The sequence below is a fragment of the Trabulsiella guamensis ATCC 49490 genome (assembly GCF_000734965.1).
Lineage (GTDB): Bacteria > Pseudomonadota > Gammaproteobacteria > Enterobacterales > Enterobacteriaceae > Trabulsiella > Trabulsiella guamensis.
Genome location: NZ_JMTB01000048.1, coordinates 1 through 14821, shown reverse-complemented (window position 1 = coordinate 14821; position 14821 = coordinate 1). Strand labels below are relative to the sequence as shown.

The following is a 14821-nucleotide window of genomic DNA, read 5'->3' as shown; positions in this document are numbered from 1 at the left end:
GTATGAAGGAAATTATGACGCTTTTGCAATTAGACAATGTCGGGTATCGCCCCGATGACACGACTATCCTCAGTAATATCCATCTCACACTGAATCCTGGTGAATTCAAACTGATAACTGGCCCCTCCGGCTGCGGGAAAAGCACACTGCTGAAGATCATCGCTTCGCTGCTGAGCCCGACCGAGGGCACCCTTCTGTTTGAGGGTAAAGACATTGCCACGCTGTCGCCGGAAGCCTACCGGCAGCAGGTCTCTTATTGCGCACAAACTCCGACACTGTTCGGGGCTACGGTCTACGATAACCTGATTTTCCCATGGCAAATCCGTAATCAGACACCTGATCCGAAAACGTTTCTTGCGGATCTGGCTCGTTTGGGTTTAGCGCACGAGACGCTGGAGAAACCCATCTCCGAACTGTCGGGGGGTGAAAAACAGCGGGTGTCGCTGATCCGCAATCTGCAGTTTTTGCCCAGGGTGCTGCTGCTCGATGAGATCACCAGCGCACTGGATGAGCCCAATAAGCAGAACGTCAATGAGATCGTTCATCGCTACGTGCGGGAACAGCAGCTTGCGGTATTGTGGGTGACGCATGATAAAAACGAAATCGCCCATGCGGATGATGTGATCACCCTTCAGGCGCACGTCAGAACCGAGGCGTGGGAGGTAAATCGTGAACGGGCATAATATTACTAACGAATCGCTGGCATTCTCGATGATCCTGGTGTTCATTGCGATTCTGGTGAGTTATCGCGAAAAACTGACACTGGGAAAAGACATTATCTGGAGCATTTGCCGGGCGGTGGTGCAATTAATTATCGTCGGCTATGTTCTGAAATATATATTTAACGTCAATCATGCGGTGTTGACGTTATTAATGGTGTTATTTATTTGCTTTAACGCGGCATATAACGCGAAGAAACGCAGTAAATACATTGATAAAGCCTTTGTTTCGTCGTTTATCGCGATTACCACCGGAGCCGGATTAACGCTTGCGGTGCTGGTCTTTTCCGGTTCGATTGAGTTCGTCCCGATGCAGGTGATCCCCATTTCCGGGATGATTGCCGGTAACGCGATGGTGGCGGTGGGGTTGTGCTACAACAACCTCGGTCAGCGTTTCAGTAGCGAGCAACAGCAGATTCAGGAGAAGCTGAGCCTTGGCGCGACACCGAAAATGGCCTCCGCTCAGCTCATTCGCGACAGCATCCGCGCATCGTTGATTCCAACCGTAGATTCTGCAAAAACTGTCGGCCTGGTGAGTTTGCCGGGGATGATGTCAGGGCTAATTTTTGCCGGGATTGATCCGGTAAAAGCGATTAAGTACCAGATTATGGTGACGTTTATGTTGCTGTCGACTGCAAGCCTGTCGACGATCATCGCCTGCTATCTGACGTATCGTAAGTTTTATAATGACCGCCACCAGCTGGTGGTGACGGTGTTGAAGAAACGCTAAGGGGAAATGTGAAACACTTAGTACAACAGCGAATAAAGCTGGCGGCGGTATTTCGACGCCAGCGCATCGCCAGTGCCGAGGGCGGCAAGGATCTCCTGCAGCATTTTACGCACCTGACCATCTGCCGCACCTAAATCTTTGCGCAGATGACTGAACAGCAATTCCAGCGCCTCTTCGTTGCGGCCCACCTGATGCAACTGAAGCGCCAGTTTCGAGGCCAGCGCCGCGTCATCCGGGTTCTGCGCAACATCCTGCTGCAACTGCTGGATTTCCGGCGTATCCGCCGCCTGCTTCAGCAGCTCAATTTGCGCCACCAGCCCCTGATAACGGGTGTCCTGATCCTGCAACGGCACGGTTTTCAGCACTGCTTCGGCGTCTTCAGAGCGGTTTAGCGCGATCTGAGTTTCCGCCAGCAGCAGGCCAATCTGGCTCTCCTGACCGGAAAGCTGCCAGGCGTCTTTCAGCAGCGGCAGCGCGTCGGCATAATTGCCTTCCTGCATCAGCGCCATCGCCTCCTGCGCTTTTAACTCTTCTTCACGCGGCAGCACTTTGTCGAGCAGGGCGCGAATAGCCTCTTCCGGCTGCGGCCCCTGGAAACCGTCTACCGGCTGACCATTCTGGAACAGATAGACTGTCGGGATGGCACGTAGGCCAAACTGAGAGGCCACCATCTGCTCCGCATCGCAATCGACCTTCGCCAGAATAAACTGTCCGTTGTACTGTGCCGCGAGGCTCTCCAGCACCGGGGTCAGTTGCTCGCAGTGCTGGCTGCGGGCGGACCAGAAATAAAACAGTACTGGCGTCGTCATCGACTGTTCCAGCGTCTGGTGCAGGTTAGCTTCAGTGATATCGATAATATTCTGTACAGACATGGGGCTTTCTCTTTAGTCAGTTTCCAATGACATGGGGGCGCTGGCGCGGCCTTCAACTCAGTTGTGTAAAATTTTATCCATCGCGCGGTCGGGCAACAGGCGCTTCAGCAGGCTGACTGCCCGGGTCACCAGCGTCACGGGATAGCGGATTTTCGGTTTGTCGCTGACAAAAGCATGGCGCACTTTTTCAACGACCGCCTCCGGGCCAAGCGTAAAACGGGCGGCGATCCCCGGATTTTCCACCGGTTTATCGGTTTGTGTCTGGTTGACGTTCTCGAAAAAACGCGTGCGGATAGGGCCTGGCTCAATCAGGCTCACTTTAATACCTGAATGGCGCAGCTCCATGCGCAGCGCGTCAGACCAGGCTTCGAGCGCATATTTACTGGCGGCATAAGCGCCACGACCCGGTGTGGAGATCAATCCCATCACCGACGAGGTCATCACAATACGGCCTTCGCCATACGGCACCATGGCAGGCAGCAGGCGCATGGTCAGTTGGTGGGCACCAAAAACGTTGGCAGAAAACTGCTGTTCCATCTGCGTACGGCTGATGGTGGTGAGCAGACCATAAACGCCATAACCGGCGTTATTAAAAATGCCGTACAGGCGATTGTTAGTGAGCGCCAGCACTTCATCCGCTGCGCGATCCACACTTTCAGGGGAGTCGAGATCCAACTGAATGCCAGTCAGCCCCTTTCCCTGCATACGTGCCACATCTTCCGGTTTACGGCAGGCCGCCAGCACCCGAAACCCCTGGCGTTTAAGCTCAAGTGCGCTTTCGAGACCAATACCGCTGGAACATCCTGTAATTAAGACCGTTTTTTGCATATCTTTACCTGGAAACGACCCCGGAGGCTCAGGAGTCGTGGTTAACTAAGGGAGCCAGACGTGCCGCCATCCAGTCAGCAATGAATGGCTGGGCGTCACGATTGGGGTGAATGCCATCATCCTGCATCCATTGCGGTTTCAGATAGACCTCTTCCATAAAGAACGGCAGGAGAGGGACGCTGAATTCACCGGCAAGCTTTGGATAAATTGCGCTGAACGCCTCATTATACCGACGCCCGTAGTTGGCGGGCAGGCGAATTTGCATCAGCACGGGCCGGGCATTTGCCGCTTTGATATCCTGTAAAATGGTGCGCAACGTTTGTTCCGTCTGCTGTGGCTGGAAGCCGCGCAGACCGTCGTTACCGCCCAGTTCCACCAGCACCCAGTCCGGCTGATGCTGTTTCAGCAACGCGGGCAGGCGCGCCAGCCCCTGCTGCGCGGTATCACCGCTAATGCTGGCATTGATCACACGCGTTTGTGGCTGCCATTTTTCATTGAGCAGCGCAGGCCAGGCAGCATTCGCCGCCATACGATACCCGGCGCTCAGGCTGTCACCCAGAACTAACACCGTGTCCGCCGCTGCGGCGCGGAAGGCAAACAGAACCAGCAACAGGAAAGGCAAATGCCAGCGGAAAATATACTTGAAGTCCATCATCTTAAGAAGTCCGTCGGTCAGGGGGATCATCAGCTTTCCATCCTTACCGGAGTTGACCTGGTTGTCAAACGGGGGCAGACCCTGGCGCTGATTGGCGAATCGGGTTCTGGTAAATCCACGCTGCTGGCGATCCTCGCCGGGCTGGATGACGGGAGCAGCGGTGACGTTCAACTGCTCGGACAATCGCTCACCAACATGGATGAAGAAGCGCGGGCGAAACTGCGTGCTCAGCATGTTGGCTTTGTTTTTCAGTCATTTATGTTAATTCCTACGCTCAATGCGCTGGAGAACGTCGAACTGCCGGCGCTGCTGCGTGGTGAGAACAGCGCTCAGAGTCGCAAGCAGGCCAGCGCGTTACTGGAACAGCTGGGGCTGGGGAAACGTCTCACGCACCTTCCGGCGCAACTGTCCGGCGGCGAGCAGCAGCGCGTGGCGCTGGCCCGTGCGTTTAACGGTCGCCCGGCGCTGTTGTTTGCTGACGAACCTACCGGCAATCTCGATCGCCAGACGGGCGATAAAATCGCCGACCTGTTGTTCAGCCTCAATCAGGAACATGGCACCACGCTGGTGCTGGTGACCCACGATCCGGCGCTGGCGGCGCGCTGCGACCGGCGTTTACGTCTGGTGGACGGGCAGTTGCAGGAGGAAGCATGATTGCACGCTGGTTCTGGCGCGAGTGGCGCTCGCCCTCGCTGCTGATTGTCTGGATGGCGCTTAGCCTGGCCGTCGCCTGTGTGCTGGCGCTGGGCAATATCAGCGATCGTATGGAAAAAGGGCTCAATCAGCAAAGCCGCGATTTTATGGCGGGCGATCGTCAGTTGCGTAGCTCCCGCGAAGTGCCTGCGGCGTGGATCACCCGGGCGCGTGAAGAGGGGCTGAAAGTCGGCGAGCAACTGAATTTCACCACCATGACCTTTGCCGGGGATACGCCGCAGCTCGCCAACGTCAAAGCGGTGGATGACCTCTATCCGCTGTATGGCAAGCTGGAAACCGACCCGCCGGGGCTGAAACCGACCGCCGGAACAGTGCTGCTGGCACCACGCCTGATGGCGTTGCTTGATCTCAAACCCGGCGACAACATTGACGTGGGCGATGCTACGCTGAGGATCGCCGGGGCGGTGATCCAGGAGCCGGACGGCGGATTCAATCCTTTCCAGATGGCGCCGCGGTTGATGATGAACATGGCTGATGTGGCGAAAACCGGTGCGGTGCAACCAGGAAGCCGCATCAGCTGGCGCTATAAATTTGCCGGTACGCCAGACCAGCTCGGAAGCTATGAAAAGTGGTTGTTACCGCAGCTCAAACCGGAGCATCGCTGGTACGGACTGGAGCAGGACGACGGCGCGCTGGGAAAATCACTGGAACGTTCGCAACAGTTTTTGCTGCTTTCCGCGTTACTGACGCTGCTACTGGCGGTGGCGGCGGTCGCTGTGGCGATGGGGCATTATTGCCGCAGCCGTTACGATCTGGTGGCGATCCTGAAAACGCTCGGCGCCGGACGGGCGCAGCTGCGTAAGCTGATTATCGGTCAGTGGCTGTTGTTGCTGGTGATTTCTGTGATCACCGGCGGCGTTATCGGGCTGCTGTTTGAGCAAATCTTAATGATCCTGCTGAAGCCAGTGTTGCCCGCCACGCTGCCACCCGCCAGCTTCTGGCCGTGGCTGTGGGCGGTGGGGGCGATGGTGGTGATTTCGCTGCTGGTCGGGCTACGTCCATACCGGTTGCTGCTGGCAACACAGCCATTGCGCGTACTGCGTGGCGACGTCGTTGCACAGGTCTGGCCGCTGCACTATTACATTCCGGTGATCACCGTGGTGGTCGTTTTGCTGCTGGCGTGGTTGATGGGTGGAAGCATGCTGCTGTGGTCGGTGCTGGCTGGCGCAGTGGTGCTGGCGATGCTGTGCGGCGTGGTGGGCTGGTTTCTGCTCAACATCCTTAAACGTTTGACGCTGAAAGCGCTGCCGTTGCGCCTTGCGGTTAACCGTCTGCTGCGCCAGCCGTGGGCCACGCTCAGCCAGCTGGCGGCTTTCTCGCTGTCGTTCATGCTGCTGGCGCTGTTGCTGGTGTTGCGCGGGGATCTGCTGGATCGCTGGCAGCAGCAGTTACCGCCGGAAAGCCCGAACTACTTTCTGATTAACATCGCGCCGGAGCAGGTAGAGCCGGTGAAAGCGTTTCTTGCAGGGCATCAGGTGACGCCGGAAGCGTTCTACCCTATCGTTCGCGCACGGCTGACGCAAATTAACGGCGAGCCGACGGAAGGCAACAGTGATGAATCCCTGAACCGCGAGCTGAATCTGACCTGGCAAAGCCAACGACCGGAGCATAATCCGATTGTCGACGGCACCTGGCCGCCGAAAGCCGGAGAAGTGTCCATCGAAGAGGGGCTGGCCGAACGGCTGAACATTCACACTGGCGATAGCGTCACGTTTACCGGCGATACCCAGGAATTCACCGCGAAAGTCACCAGTATTCGTAAAGTTGACTGGGAGAGCCTGCGCCCTAATTTCTTCTTTATCTTTCCGCCAGGTGCGCTGGACGGACAGCCGCAGAGCTGGCTGACCAGTTTCCGCTGGGATAACGGCAATACGCTGTTGACGCAACTGAATCGCCAGTTCCCGACCGTCAGTCTGCTGGATATTGGCGCAATCCTTCAGCAGGTCGGGCAGGTACTGGGGCAGGTGAGCCGGGCGCTGGAAGTGATGGTGGTGCTGGTCACCGCCTGTGGCATTTTGCTGTTGCTGGCACAGGTGCAGGTTGGCATGCGCCAGCGTCATCAGGAACTGGTGGTTTATCGCACGCTTGGCGCAGGTAAACGGCTGCTGCGGCTGACGCTATGGGCGGAATTCGCCCTGTTGGGTGTGGTCTCCGGTCTGGTAGCAGCTATCGGCGCGGAAACCGCGTTGGCGGTATTGCAGACAAGCGTGTTTGATTTCCCGTGGGAACCTGACTGGCGTCTGTGGGCCACGCTGCCTGTCTGTGGAGCGATTTTGCTGTCATTGTGCGGTGGCTGGCTCGGCACCCGCCTGCTGAAAGGTAAAGCCCTGTTCCGCCAGTTCAGCGGTTGAGTGATAAACAAACAGGCGGGAATTCCTGCCTGTTTGTTTGCTTATTTGCTCAGCCACGCCTTCACGCTCTGCCAGTTGCCGCGAAAAACGACATTGCCGGCTTTGCGCTCCAGCTGATAGCGGTACATCGGATCGTAATACTCATTCAGCAGTGGAACTAGCCAGCTGAAATGCACTTCTGTAGAGCCTGTCTTTTGCTGTTGCAGCAGTGCGGTGTCAAGATGGTCAGTCAACTGTGCAAAGCGCTGTAACCCGAGACGACGGCGGATCGCGAACAGCCCGTGATGCAGATAGTCGCTGTAGGCCTGCCAGCCCGCGTCTTCCCCCATCGCGGCGATAAAATCGTGATGCATGCGGGTGAAATACTCTTCCCGCAGTCGCTCGAGACGAATGTCAAACGGATCTTCCACCACCGCAATCGGCGACTGCGCCATCCGCTCGCGCAGGCACTCCGGCAGATGGTTAGCGCCGATCATATGGCCTTCGTCTTCCAGCACCCAGCGCAGGTTATCGTTCTGCTGTGCGTTTTTCAGCAACGCCACCGCAAGGTGATTTTCGAACGAGGCCTGTGGCAGTTGCGCCTGCAGTGTGCGGCCAAACGAGGATCCGCGATGATGCGCCAGCCCTTCGAGATCGATCCCCTGCGCCATTTCGCGCACCAGTTGTGTTTTGCCGTTGCCGGTACAGCCGCCGACCAGCACCAGTGGGTGTTGCACCAGCGACTCCGTTGCCTGAATGGCAGCCTGGCGCAGCGCTTTATATCCGCCGATCACCAGCGGAAAATCGACCCCACTCTCTTTCAGCCATTGCTGAACAATGTGCGAACGCTGCCCGCCGCGGGCGCAACTCAGGTAGCCGTGCGGGTAACGGGCGCAGGCCTCGCGCCAGGCAGTGAGGCGGCGGGCGCGTTTTTCGCCGCTGACTAACTGGTGGCCGAGTGCCAGCGCCGCTTGTGAACCGTGGCGTTTATAACAGGTACCGACCGCGGCACGTTCGTCGTCATCCATCAACGGAAGATTCACGGCGGCGGGCATCGCACCCTGGCTGAATTCAACCGGGGCGCGAACGTCAATAATGGGGATATCCGCGCTGAGGATCGCACGGTAGTCTGTCCCATCGTTCATGGGCAAATCCTTCTGTGAAAATCTGAAGCCGATCAGGGCATCGGGGAAGTGTACGCGCCAGGAGGTGTGCCGGGGAAGAGGGGGATGTGGAATTCCCCGGCGAAAGCGGTTATTTCAGATGATTTTGCGCCCATGCGATACCGCTGGCGTACTCTGCGGGCAGAAGGGGTGTCAGCGCCTCGAGTGTGGCGTGTAGTCGGTCGGTATCGTTATCATTCAGATTGAGATGCCCGACTTTACGACCCGGACGCACTTCTTTGTCGTACCAGTGCAGATGCACCAGTGGCAGTTTAAGCCAGTCATAATTCAGGTCGGTGCCGATCAGGTTGATCATTACTGACGGACTGTTGACCACCGGCGGTGGCAACGGTAAACCAGTAACGCCGCGCAGATGTAGCTCGAACTGGCTGATCGACGCGCCGTTCTGCGTCCAGTGTCCGCTGTTGTGAACGCGTGGCGCCAGTTCGTTAATCAGCAAGCCAGAGGGGGTGACAAAACACTCCATCGCCATCACGCCGACGTAATCCAGTTCGTTCATGATTGCGGTAAGCATGTTTTCAGCCTGCGCCTGCTGCTGAGCATCGGCCTGCGGAAACGCCACACTGACGCGTAAAATGCCGTCCTGATGCAAATTGTGCGTCAGCGGATAGAACACGGTGCTACCGTCATGGGCACGGGCGCCGACCAGAGACACTTCGCCGGAGAATTTTATGCCCTGCTCAACGATGCATTCGCCGTAACATTCCTGCGGCAGTTCGTCGGTTTCACCCGCGCGCAGACGCCACTGACCGCGGCCGTCATAACCGCCGGTGCGGCGCTTGACGATAGCCAGTTCGCCGAGACGCGCAAACACACCCGGCCACTCGCCGGGGTCTGCCAGCAACTGCCAGGGAGCAGTAGGCAGGTCGAGTTTATCGAACAGGGATTTTTGCGTCAGGCGATCAGCGATAATCGGGAACACGTCGCGGTTGACGAACGCCGGGTGACGCGCCAGTTCACGGGTTAACGCCGTTTCCGGCCAGCGTTCGATTTCGGCGGTGATCACGCTTTGCTGAAATGGCACGGCCTCGGGATCGGCTTCCAGACCGACCGGCCAGACGGCAATTCCCAGCGGTTCACCCGCCTGGCGCAGCATCCGTCCAAGCTGACCGTTGCCGAGCACGCAAACCTGTTTCATGCCGCACCCCGCGGATCCGGGTTATTCAGTACGTCATCCGTTTGCGCCTTGCGCCAGTCGCTCAGACGCTGATGTAGCGCCGCATCGTGCTGCGCGAGGATCTGTGCTGCCAGCAGTGCCGCGTTGGCCGCGCCAGCTTTACCTATCGCCAGTGTTCCAACGGGAATGCCGCGCGGCATCTGAACGATGGAGTAGAGGCTGTCTACTCCGCTCAGCGCGGCGCTTTGCACTGGTACGCCGAGCACCGGCACCAGGGTTTTCGCGGCAATCATGCCCGGCAGGTGCGCCGCGCCGCCCGCGCCCGCAATAATCACCTGATAGCCGTTCGCCTCCGCGCTTTCGGCAAAGCTGAACAGTTTGTCCGGGGTGCGGTGAGCGGAAACCACTTCGGCGTGGTACGGAACATTCAGAGTATCGAGGATTTCGCTGGCGAACTGCATGGTTGCCCAGTCGCTTTTGGACCCCATAACGATGGCGATACGCGCCGGATTAGTGCGGGAAGACATGCGTCTTAAAACTCCTGTGGGTGTCATACACACTGCTGCAGAGGGCACAGAGAATAGCACGGAAAACCGGCAAGGAAAACGGTTGCGCAGCCATGAAATCATGACACCCGAACGGTGTCAGAATAAATTTTGCTGAAAGATAACCGGCTGCAACAGGTGCGGATCCACCCCTGTGGCGTCACCGAGTAAAAAGGGGCTTTGGGGATCGTGCTTTTTGAAATTACTGTTGGCGAGGTTGTGATTGAAGGTGGCATAGCAGTATTTGCATCCATGCAGGCAGGTATTATAGGCACCAATATCGATACTTTTGACACAACCACAGGCTTCGCGCTGACCGGGATCTTTACTATTTGCCAGTGACAAACCAAACAGCATATTGATGAGCGCGTCATCAATGCATTTGCCATGCAGAACCCCCTGCGCTGCCAGATCAACATTCTCGGCGCAGGAGTAGATCGCCAGACCATGTTGCCGGGCGATGTCCGCCATCTTCTGCGACAGCGACAGGCAGAGTTCATGGTTGTGGGTAATATCGCTGTACACCAGCGAATCGACGGTTTTCAGGTTCTTTTCGGTTTTCTGATAGAAGTCCGCAAAGCTAATCACGACACGGCGAGTGTGGCCTTCCAGCTCGCCTGCCAGTTTGTTGAACAGACGGAGGTGTTCGTCAAAGGGCAGAATGTTAGAAAACAGGATTGGGTCGTACCGCCAGATCACTTTGTCAGTGCCCACTTTCGCTGACAACTGTTTGAACACATCGATCGCCTTATGCGGGTTCAGCGTCTTTGCTTCCAGCACGCGCGGGTAGCCCGTGATGGTGAACTGGAAATAAAAGCGATGCCCGAGTTCGCTTAGCTCATCAAGGTAAGGGAGCAGTTTTGTGGGGTTGCGCGTCCAGAACACGATGGCATCGACATCTTCTGGCAGCAGCGAAACACGCGATACCTGATGATAGTTAAACGGATTGCGGGTCAGCAGAAACCCCGCCCGAATGCGGTTCATCAACCATTCGCTATAAAACGCAGGAATGTCGGTCCGGCGACTGGCGCTGATGATCATCGCGTGTATTCCAGGATTTGATAGTTCATATAGCTGTTCTTCATTACCGGGCTATGGACGACCCGGCATTTACAATCAAGTTCAGCGCCTTCTTCGCAAAGATGTATTCCATCCGGATAGTCGAAACCGTAATTTATCCCTTTCAGACCCTGGAATTCGTGGTCTCCCCGGTAAAACGTCTCGTCACTGGGATCATCGGTAGTGAAACCCTGCTTTAACAGAGCGTCATGGAAGTGAGAGAACAGTTCAACATGATGGCGGTTAAGATTGTGATTGACGGTAATAAAAGAGTTAAGGAAGTAAACGGTATCCTTCGGCGTACTGGCTATTTTCCTGGCGAACGAAGGCATATTAATGTTTTCAGCAATATCACCCAGGGATTTTGGAAAGATAAAAACATCCGTATCATCAAGCGCAGTTTGCGTTATGTCGGAAATGGACATCGTTTTTAAGCACAGGTTATCCTCGCTTTCAGGCAGTAAATTTCTTGTTTTCCATTTGCAGATGTCGTAACCGTAATAATCAAACTCAATATCTTGCAGATTATGCAGGAGCGCAAAGTAATCCGGATAGAGCCCACAGCCAAAAGAAGAGACATTTATTTCATCTGCCCCATTGTTTTTCAATCTGTTGGCAAGTTTTGTGGCAAGAACGCAATATTCGAAATAATAAGCGGGAAGGTATTTCAGAGCATAGAGTTTTTGATAAATTTCATCATCATAATTGCCATTTGCTGGTGATGCGTCCGAGTAGCCACATAAATCACCATCCTGCATGATGCTGTTATAGAAATTATTAACAACCTCATGGATAAAATCACGTTCTATGTTCATAACGATCCCGCAATATTGGTTATTGCGTTTCAGCATAGCGGTCCCGCTACCCGGGATGATGATCTACATCAGTAGAACATAATGAGAAAAGAAAATTTAAAACGGGAAGGCGATCAGCTTAACGTCCTCAGTGGTGACTTTGATCATCGACCCTTCACGGTGCCAGGCACCCAGTACCGCGCGAAACGCCTCGTTGCCGTTGGCCTGAAGGGAATGAATCGCCGGGCGATGGGTATGCCCGTGGATCAACCACTGGACGCGGTGTTTTTCCATTACATTGACCACCGCCTGCGGGTTGACGTCCATCTCCTCTAAAGATTTGTTGCTGTAAGCGGCTTTACTGCTCGCACGCATCCGGGCGGCGATTTTGTGGCGGATAAACAACGGCAGGGCGAGAAACAAGGTCTGGATCCATGGCGTGTGCACTTTTTTACGCATCGCCTGATACTCGGTATCGTCGGTACAGAGTGTGTCGCCATGCAGGATAAGCACCCGGCGACCATGGATATCGAGAACCTTTTCTTCAGGTAGCAGGATCATTCCGCTTTCGCGCGCAAACCGTTTGCCGACGAGGAAATCACGGTTGCCGTGGATGAAATAGCAGGGAACGCCGGTATCCACCAGCGCGTGAATAGCCGCGGCAATTTCACGATATAGCGGGTTTGGATCGTCATCACCGATCCAGGCTTCAAACAGATCGCCCAATATATAGAGCGCGTCCGCCTGCCGGGCTTCACCGTTTAAAAATCGCAGGAAACCGGCGGTGATCGCCGGTTCTTCTGTGTGCAGATGCAAGTCTGCAATAAAGAGAGTCGCCACGAGCTACTCGCTGACAGTCACGCTTTCGATGATGACATCCTCTTTCGGTACGTCCTGATGCATACCGCTGCGGCCAGTGGCGACGCCTTTGATTTTGTCGACCACGTCCATGCCTTCAGCCACTTCGGCGAAAACACAGTAGCCCCATCCCTGCAGGCTTTCGCCGGAGAAGTTGAGGAAGTCGTTATCTACTACGTTGATGAAGAACTGTGCGGTAGCAGAGTGTGGTGCCTGAGTACGGGCCATTGCCAGCGTACCGCGGCTGTTTTTCAGACCGTTGTTCGCTTCGTTTTTGATCGCCGCTTTGGTCTCTTTCTGATGCATGCCAGGCTCGAAACCGCCGCCCTGGATCATAAACCCATTGATTACACGGTGGAAAATGGTGTTGTTGTAGAAACCTTCACGGCAGTAGTCCAGGAAGTTCTTAACTGTTTCAGGCGCTTTTTCATCAAAAGTTTTGATAACGATATCGCCATGATTAGTGTGGAAAGTAACCATTTTTGCATCCTGTTCCGGTAGAGTAGTGCGTAGACCCAACAATAGGTCAGATGTAGGGGGCTGTTATAGCATAACCTTGGGGCGGGATCATCTTGCAATGTGTGCTGCTTCCGGATTGAATTACGGGTAGAATACGCGCTTTTCGTTCACACACGGATATATGGAATCTTCGATGCTAAAAATCTTCAACACCATGACTCGTCAGAAAGAGGAATTCAAACCCATTCGTGCCGGGGAAGTCGGCATGTACGTGTGTGGCATTACCGTTTACGATCTCTGTCATATTGGTCACGGTCGTACGTTCGTGGCGTTTGATGTTGTGACGCGCTATTTGCGCTTTCTGGGTTACAAACTCAAATACGTGCGAAATATCACCGATATCGATGACAAAATCATTAAGCGCGCGAATGAAAACGGCGAAAGCTTTGTCGCGCTGGTTGATCGCATGATCGTCGAAATGCACAAAGATTTTGATGCACTGAATATTTTGCGCCCGGACAGCGAACCGCGTGCGACGCACCATATTCACGAGATCATTGAGATCACCGAGCGCCTGATTGATCGCGGCCATGCCTACGTGGCGGACAATGGCGACGTGATGTTCTCTGTACCGACCGACCCGACCTATGGTCAGCTTTCACGCCAGGATCTGGAGCAACTGCAGGCGGGCGCACGCGTTGACGTGGTTGACGTCAAACGCAACCCGATGGACTTCGTGCTATGGAAGATGTCCAAAGCGGGTGAGCCAAGCTGGCCGTCGCCGTGGGGCGAAGGGCGCCCTGGCTGGCACATCGAGTGCTCGGCCATGAACTGCAAACAGTTAGGTACCCATTTTGATATTCACGGCGGCGGATCGGATCTGATGTTCCCGCATCATGAAAACGAAATCGCGCAGTCAACCTGTGCGCACGACGGTGAATACGTTAATACCTGGATGCACTCCGGAATGGTCATGGTGGATCGCGAAAAAATGTCCAAATCACTGGGCAACTTCTTTACCGTCCGCGATGTGCTGAAGTATTACGATCCGGAAACCATCCGTTATTTCCTGATGTCCGGTCATTATCGTAGTCAACTGAACTACAGCGAAGAGAACCTCAAACAGGCGCGTTCAGCGCTGGAACGTCTGTACACGGCGCTGCGCGGCACCGATAAATCCGTAGCACCGGCTGGTGGCGAGGCATTCGAAGCTCGCTTTGTTGAAGCGATGGATGACGATTTCAACACGCCGGAAGCCTACTCTGTGCTGTTTGACATGGCGCGCGACGTTAACCGCCTGAAAATGGAAGATGCCGCCGCGGCGAACGCGCTGGCGTCGCATATGCGTAAACTCGCCGGGGTGCTGGGGCTGCTGGAGCAGGAGCCGGAAACCTTCCTGCAGAGCGGTGCGCAGGCGGATGACGATGAGGTCGCGGAGATTGAAGCGCTGATCAAACAGCGCCTGGAAGCCCGTCAGGCGAAAGACTGGGCGGCGGCTGACGCGGCACGTGATCGTCTGAACGAAATGGGCATCATTCTGGAAGATGGCCCACAAGGCACCACCTGGCGCCGTAAGTAAGTCTGTCACGCCCGGTAGCATGATGCCTGCCGGGCGTGGAATTTAACGCCGTTTCCACCACAATAATCCCATTATCACCACGCCCGGCAACCACACCCACAACAGCTCTGAAATAATCACCTGATGACCGTATGGCGTCATATAGCGCGACAGCGCGAACGGCGCGACTTTGATGACCTGCCACGGCGCAAAGAAGCGTTCATCTGACCAGGGCCACAGCCAGCCAACGCCTCTGCCGCCGGTGGTCACTGAATCCAGCAGGCTGTGCGACAGCAGCGACACGGTCAGAAACAGCCAGCAACGCATCAGGCTGGCGCGAAACCATCGTCGCCCGATGAGCACGCACAGCAGCGGCACCACGAATGCCGCGCGCCAGGC

16 protein-coding genes are annotated in these 14821 nt (G+C 55.6%); 5 read left to right on the top strand and 11 right to left on the bottom strand.

Annotated elements, in window-relative coordinates; genetic code table 11:
* Positions 1-2: 2 nt before the first annotated feature.
* Both fetA and fetB read left to right on the top strand, forming a co-directional pair.
* On the top strand, positions 3-683 hold the full coding sequence (gene fetA / locus GTGU_RS06225; RefSeq protein ID WP_038154999.1) for an iron efflux ABC transporter ATP-binding subunit FetA: 681 nt from the start codon (positions 3-5) through the stop codon (positions 681-683).
* Complete coding sequence (gene fetB, locus GTGU_RS06220) at positions 670-1449, top strand: iron efflux ABC transporter permease subunit FetB (protein WP_038154998.1); 780 nt, start codon at positions 670-672, stop codon at positions 1447-1449. Before fetA ends, fetB begins: the two co-directional genes overlap by 14 nt.
* A 17-nt stretch (positions 1450-1466) precedes the next feature.
* Here fetB and GTGU_RS06215 read toward each other — a convergent pair whose 3' ends face one another.
* From GTGU_RS06215 to tesA, 3 genes are read right to left on the bottom strand one after another with little or no spacing between them, the layout of a single operon-like run.
* Positions 1467-2321 carry a co-chaperone YbbN gene (locus tag GTGU_RS06215; protein ID WP_038154997.1) on the bottom strand — a complete coding sequence of 285 codons (855 nt, stop codon included), beginning with the start codon at positions 2319-2321 and terminating at the stop codon, positions 1467-1469.
* A 57-nt stretch (positions 2322-2378) separates the two neighbouring features.
* The gene (locus tag GTGU_RS06210; protein ID WP_038154996.1) at positions 2379-3149 is read right to left on the bottom strand and encodes an SDR family oxidoreductase; all 771 of its coding nucleotides are present in this window, start codon (positions 3147-3149) and stop codon (positions 2379-2381) included.
* A gap of 28 nt (positions 3150-3177) precedes the next feature.
* Complete coding sequence (gene tesA, locus GTGU_RS06205; protein ID WP_156964078.1) at positions 3178-3804, bottom strand: multifunctional acyl-CoA thioesterase I/protease I/lysophospholipase L1; 627 nt, start codon at positions 3802-3804, stop codon at positions 3178-3180.
* On the opposite strand from tesA, the gene ybbA reads away from it, so the two are divergent.
* Both ybbA and ybbP read left to right on the top strand, forming a co-directional pair.
* A complete protein-coding gene (ybbA, locus tag GTGU_RS06200) occupies positions 3772-4458 on the top strand; it encodes a putative ABC transporter ATP-binding protein YbbA (RefSeq protein ID WP_038154995.1) in 687 nt (228 codons plus the stop codon). The two genes, tesA and ybbA, sit on opposite strands and share 33 nt — an antisense overlap.
* Positions 4455-6869, top strand: coding sequence for a putative ABC transporter permease subunit YbbP (gene ybbP / locus GTGU_RS06195; protein ID WP_038154994.1), 2415 nt, complete (start codon positions 4455-4457; stop codon positions 6867-6869). Before ybbA ends, ybbP begins: the two co-directional genes overlap by 4 nt.
* Before the next feature lie 41 nt (positions 6870-6910).
* On the opposite strand, the gene mnmH is transcribed toward ybbP, so the two are convergent.
* The 7 genes from mnmH to ppiB all read right to left on the bottom strand — a co-directional run bounded on the left by mnmH (position 6911) and on the right by ppiB (position 12885).
* Positions 6911-7993, bottom strand: coding sequence for a tRNA 2-selenouridine(34) synthase MnmH (gene mnmH, locus GTGU_RS06190; RefSeq protein WP_038154992.1), 1083 nt, complete (start codon positions 7991-7993; stop codon positions 6911-6913).
* A gap of 109 nt (positions 7994-8102) precedes the next feature.
* Positions 8103-9170, bottom strand: a complete 1068-nt coding sequence (gene purK, locus GTGU_RS06185; RefSeq protein WP_038154990.1) for a 5-(carboxyamino)imidazole ribonucleotide synthase — start codon at positions 9168-9170, stop codon at positions 8103-8105.
* Positions 9167-9676, bottom strand: a complete 510-nt coding sequence (purE, locus tag GTGU_RS06180) for a 5-(carboxyamino)imidazole ribonucleotide mutase (RefSeq protein ID WP_038154988.1) — start codon at positions 9674-9676, stop codon at positions 9167-9169. Before purE ends, purK begins: the two co-directional genes overlap by 4 nt.
* Before the next feature lie 117 nt (positions 9677-9793).
* The gene (locus GTGU_RS06175; RefSeq protein WP_038154986.1) at positions 9794-10735 is read right to left on the bottom strand and encodes a DUF1848 domain-containing protein; all 942 of its coding nucleotides are present in this window, start codon (positions 10733-10735) and stop codon (positions 9794-9796) included.
* Complete coding sequence (locus tag GTGU_RS06170) at positions 10732-11604, bottom strand: hypothetical protein (protein WP_038154984.1); 873 nt, start codon at positions 11602-11604, stop codon at positions 10732-10734. Before GTGU_RS06170 ends, GTGU_RS06175 begins: the two co-directional genes overlap by 4 nt.
* Positions 11605-11664: 60 nt before the next feature.
* A complete protein-coding gene (lpxH, locus tag GTGU_RS06165) occupies positions 11665-12387 on the bottom strand; it encodes a UDP-2,3-diacylglucosamine diphosphatase (protein ID WP_038154982.1) in 723 nt (240 codons plus the stop codon).
* Positions 12388-12390: 3 nt separating this feature from the next.
* Positions 12391-12885: a peptidylprolyl isomerase B gene (ppiB, locus tag GTGU_RS06160; RefSeq protein ID WP_038154980.1), complete on the bottom strand. Its 495-nt coding sequence runs from the start codon at positions 12883-12885 to the stop codon at positions 12391-12393.
* A 172-nt stretch (positions 12886-13057) separates the two neighbouring features.
* Here ppiB and cysS point away from each other — a divergent pair, with 172 nt between their 5' ends.
* Positions 13058-14443: a cysteine--tRNA ligase gene (gene cysS / locus GTGU_RS06155; RefSeq protein WP_038154977.1), complete on the top strand. Its 1386-nt coding sequence runs from the start codon at positions 13058-13060 to the stop codon at positions 14441-14443.
* Positions 14444-14485: 42 nt separating this feature from the next.
* Here cysS and GTGU_RS06150 read toward each other — a convergent pair.
* A partial coding sequence (locus GTGU_RS06150) for a metal-dependent hydrolase (RefSeq protein WP_038154975.1) occupies positions 14486-14821 on the bottom strand: 336 nt, incomplete at its 5' end.

What these genes read in the sequence shown, in the direction of transcription:
- GTGU_RS06215 (WP_038154997.1), bottom strand. Translation starts at nt 2,321, where the DNA reads ATGTCTGTACAGAATATTATCGATATCACTGAAGCTAACCTGCACCAG.
- fetA (WP_038154999.1), top strand. Translation starts at nt 3, where the DNA reads ATGAAGGAAATTATGACGCTTTTGCAATTAGACAATGTCGGGTATCGC.
- tesA (WP_156964078.1), bottom strand. Translation starts at nt 3,804, where the DNA reads ATGATGGACTTCAAGTATATTTTCCGCTGGCATTTGCCTTTCCTGTTG.
- mnmH (WP_038154992.1), bottom strand. Translation starts at nt 7,993, where the DNA reads ATGAACGATGGGACAGACTACCGTGCGATCCTCAGCGCGGATATCCCC.
- GTGU_RS06170 (WP_038154984.1), bottom strand. Translation starts at nt 11,604, where the DNA reads ATGCTGAAACGCAATAACCAATATTGCGGGATCGTTATGAACATAGAA.
- ybbP (WP_038154994.1), top strand. Translation starts at nt 4,455, where the DNA reads ATGATTGCACGCTGGTTCTGGCGCGAGTGGCGCTCGCCCTCGCTGCTG.
- purK (WP_038154990.1), bottom strand. Translation starts at nt 9,170, where the DNA reads ATGAAACAGGTTTGCGTGCTCGGCAACGGTCAGCTTGGACGGATGCTG.
- ybbA (WP_038154995.1), top strand. Translation starts at nt 3,772, where the DNA reads ATGCCAGCGGAAAATATACTTGAAGTCCATCATCTTAAGAAGTCCGTC.
- GTGU_RS06210 (WP_038154996.1), bottom strand. Translation starts at nt 3,149, where the DNA reads ATGCAAAAAACGGTCTTAATTACAGGATGTTCCAGCGGTATTGGTCTC.
- purE (WP_038154988.1), bottom strand. Translation starts at nt 9,676, where the DNA reads ATGTCTTCCCGCACTAATCCGGCGCGTATCGCCATCGTTATGGGGTCC.
- GTGU_RS06175 (WP_038154986.1), bottom strand. Translation starts at nt 10,735, where the DNA reads ATGATCATCAGCGCCAGTCGCCGGACCGACATTCCTGCGTTTTATAGC.
- ppiB (WP_038154980.1), bottom strand. Translation starts at nt 12,885, where the DNA reads ATGGTTACTTTCCACACTAATCATGGCGATATCGTTATCAAAACTTTT.
- cysS (WP_038154977.1), top strand. Translation starts at nt 13,058, where the DNA reads ATGCTAAAAATCTTCAACACCATGACTCGTCAGAAAGAGGAATTCAAA.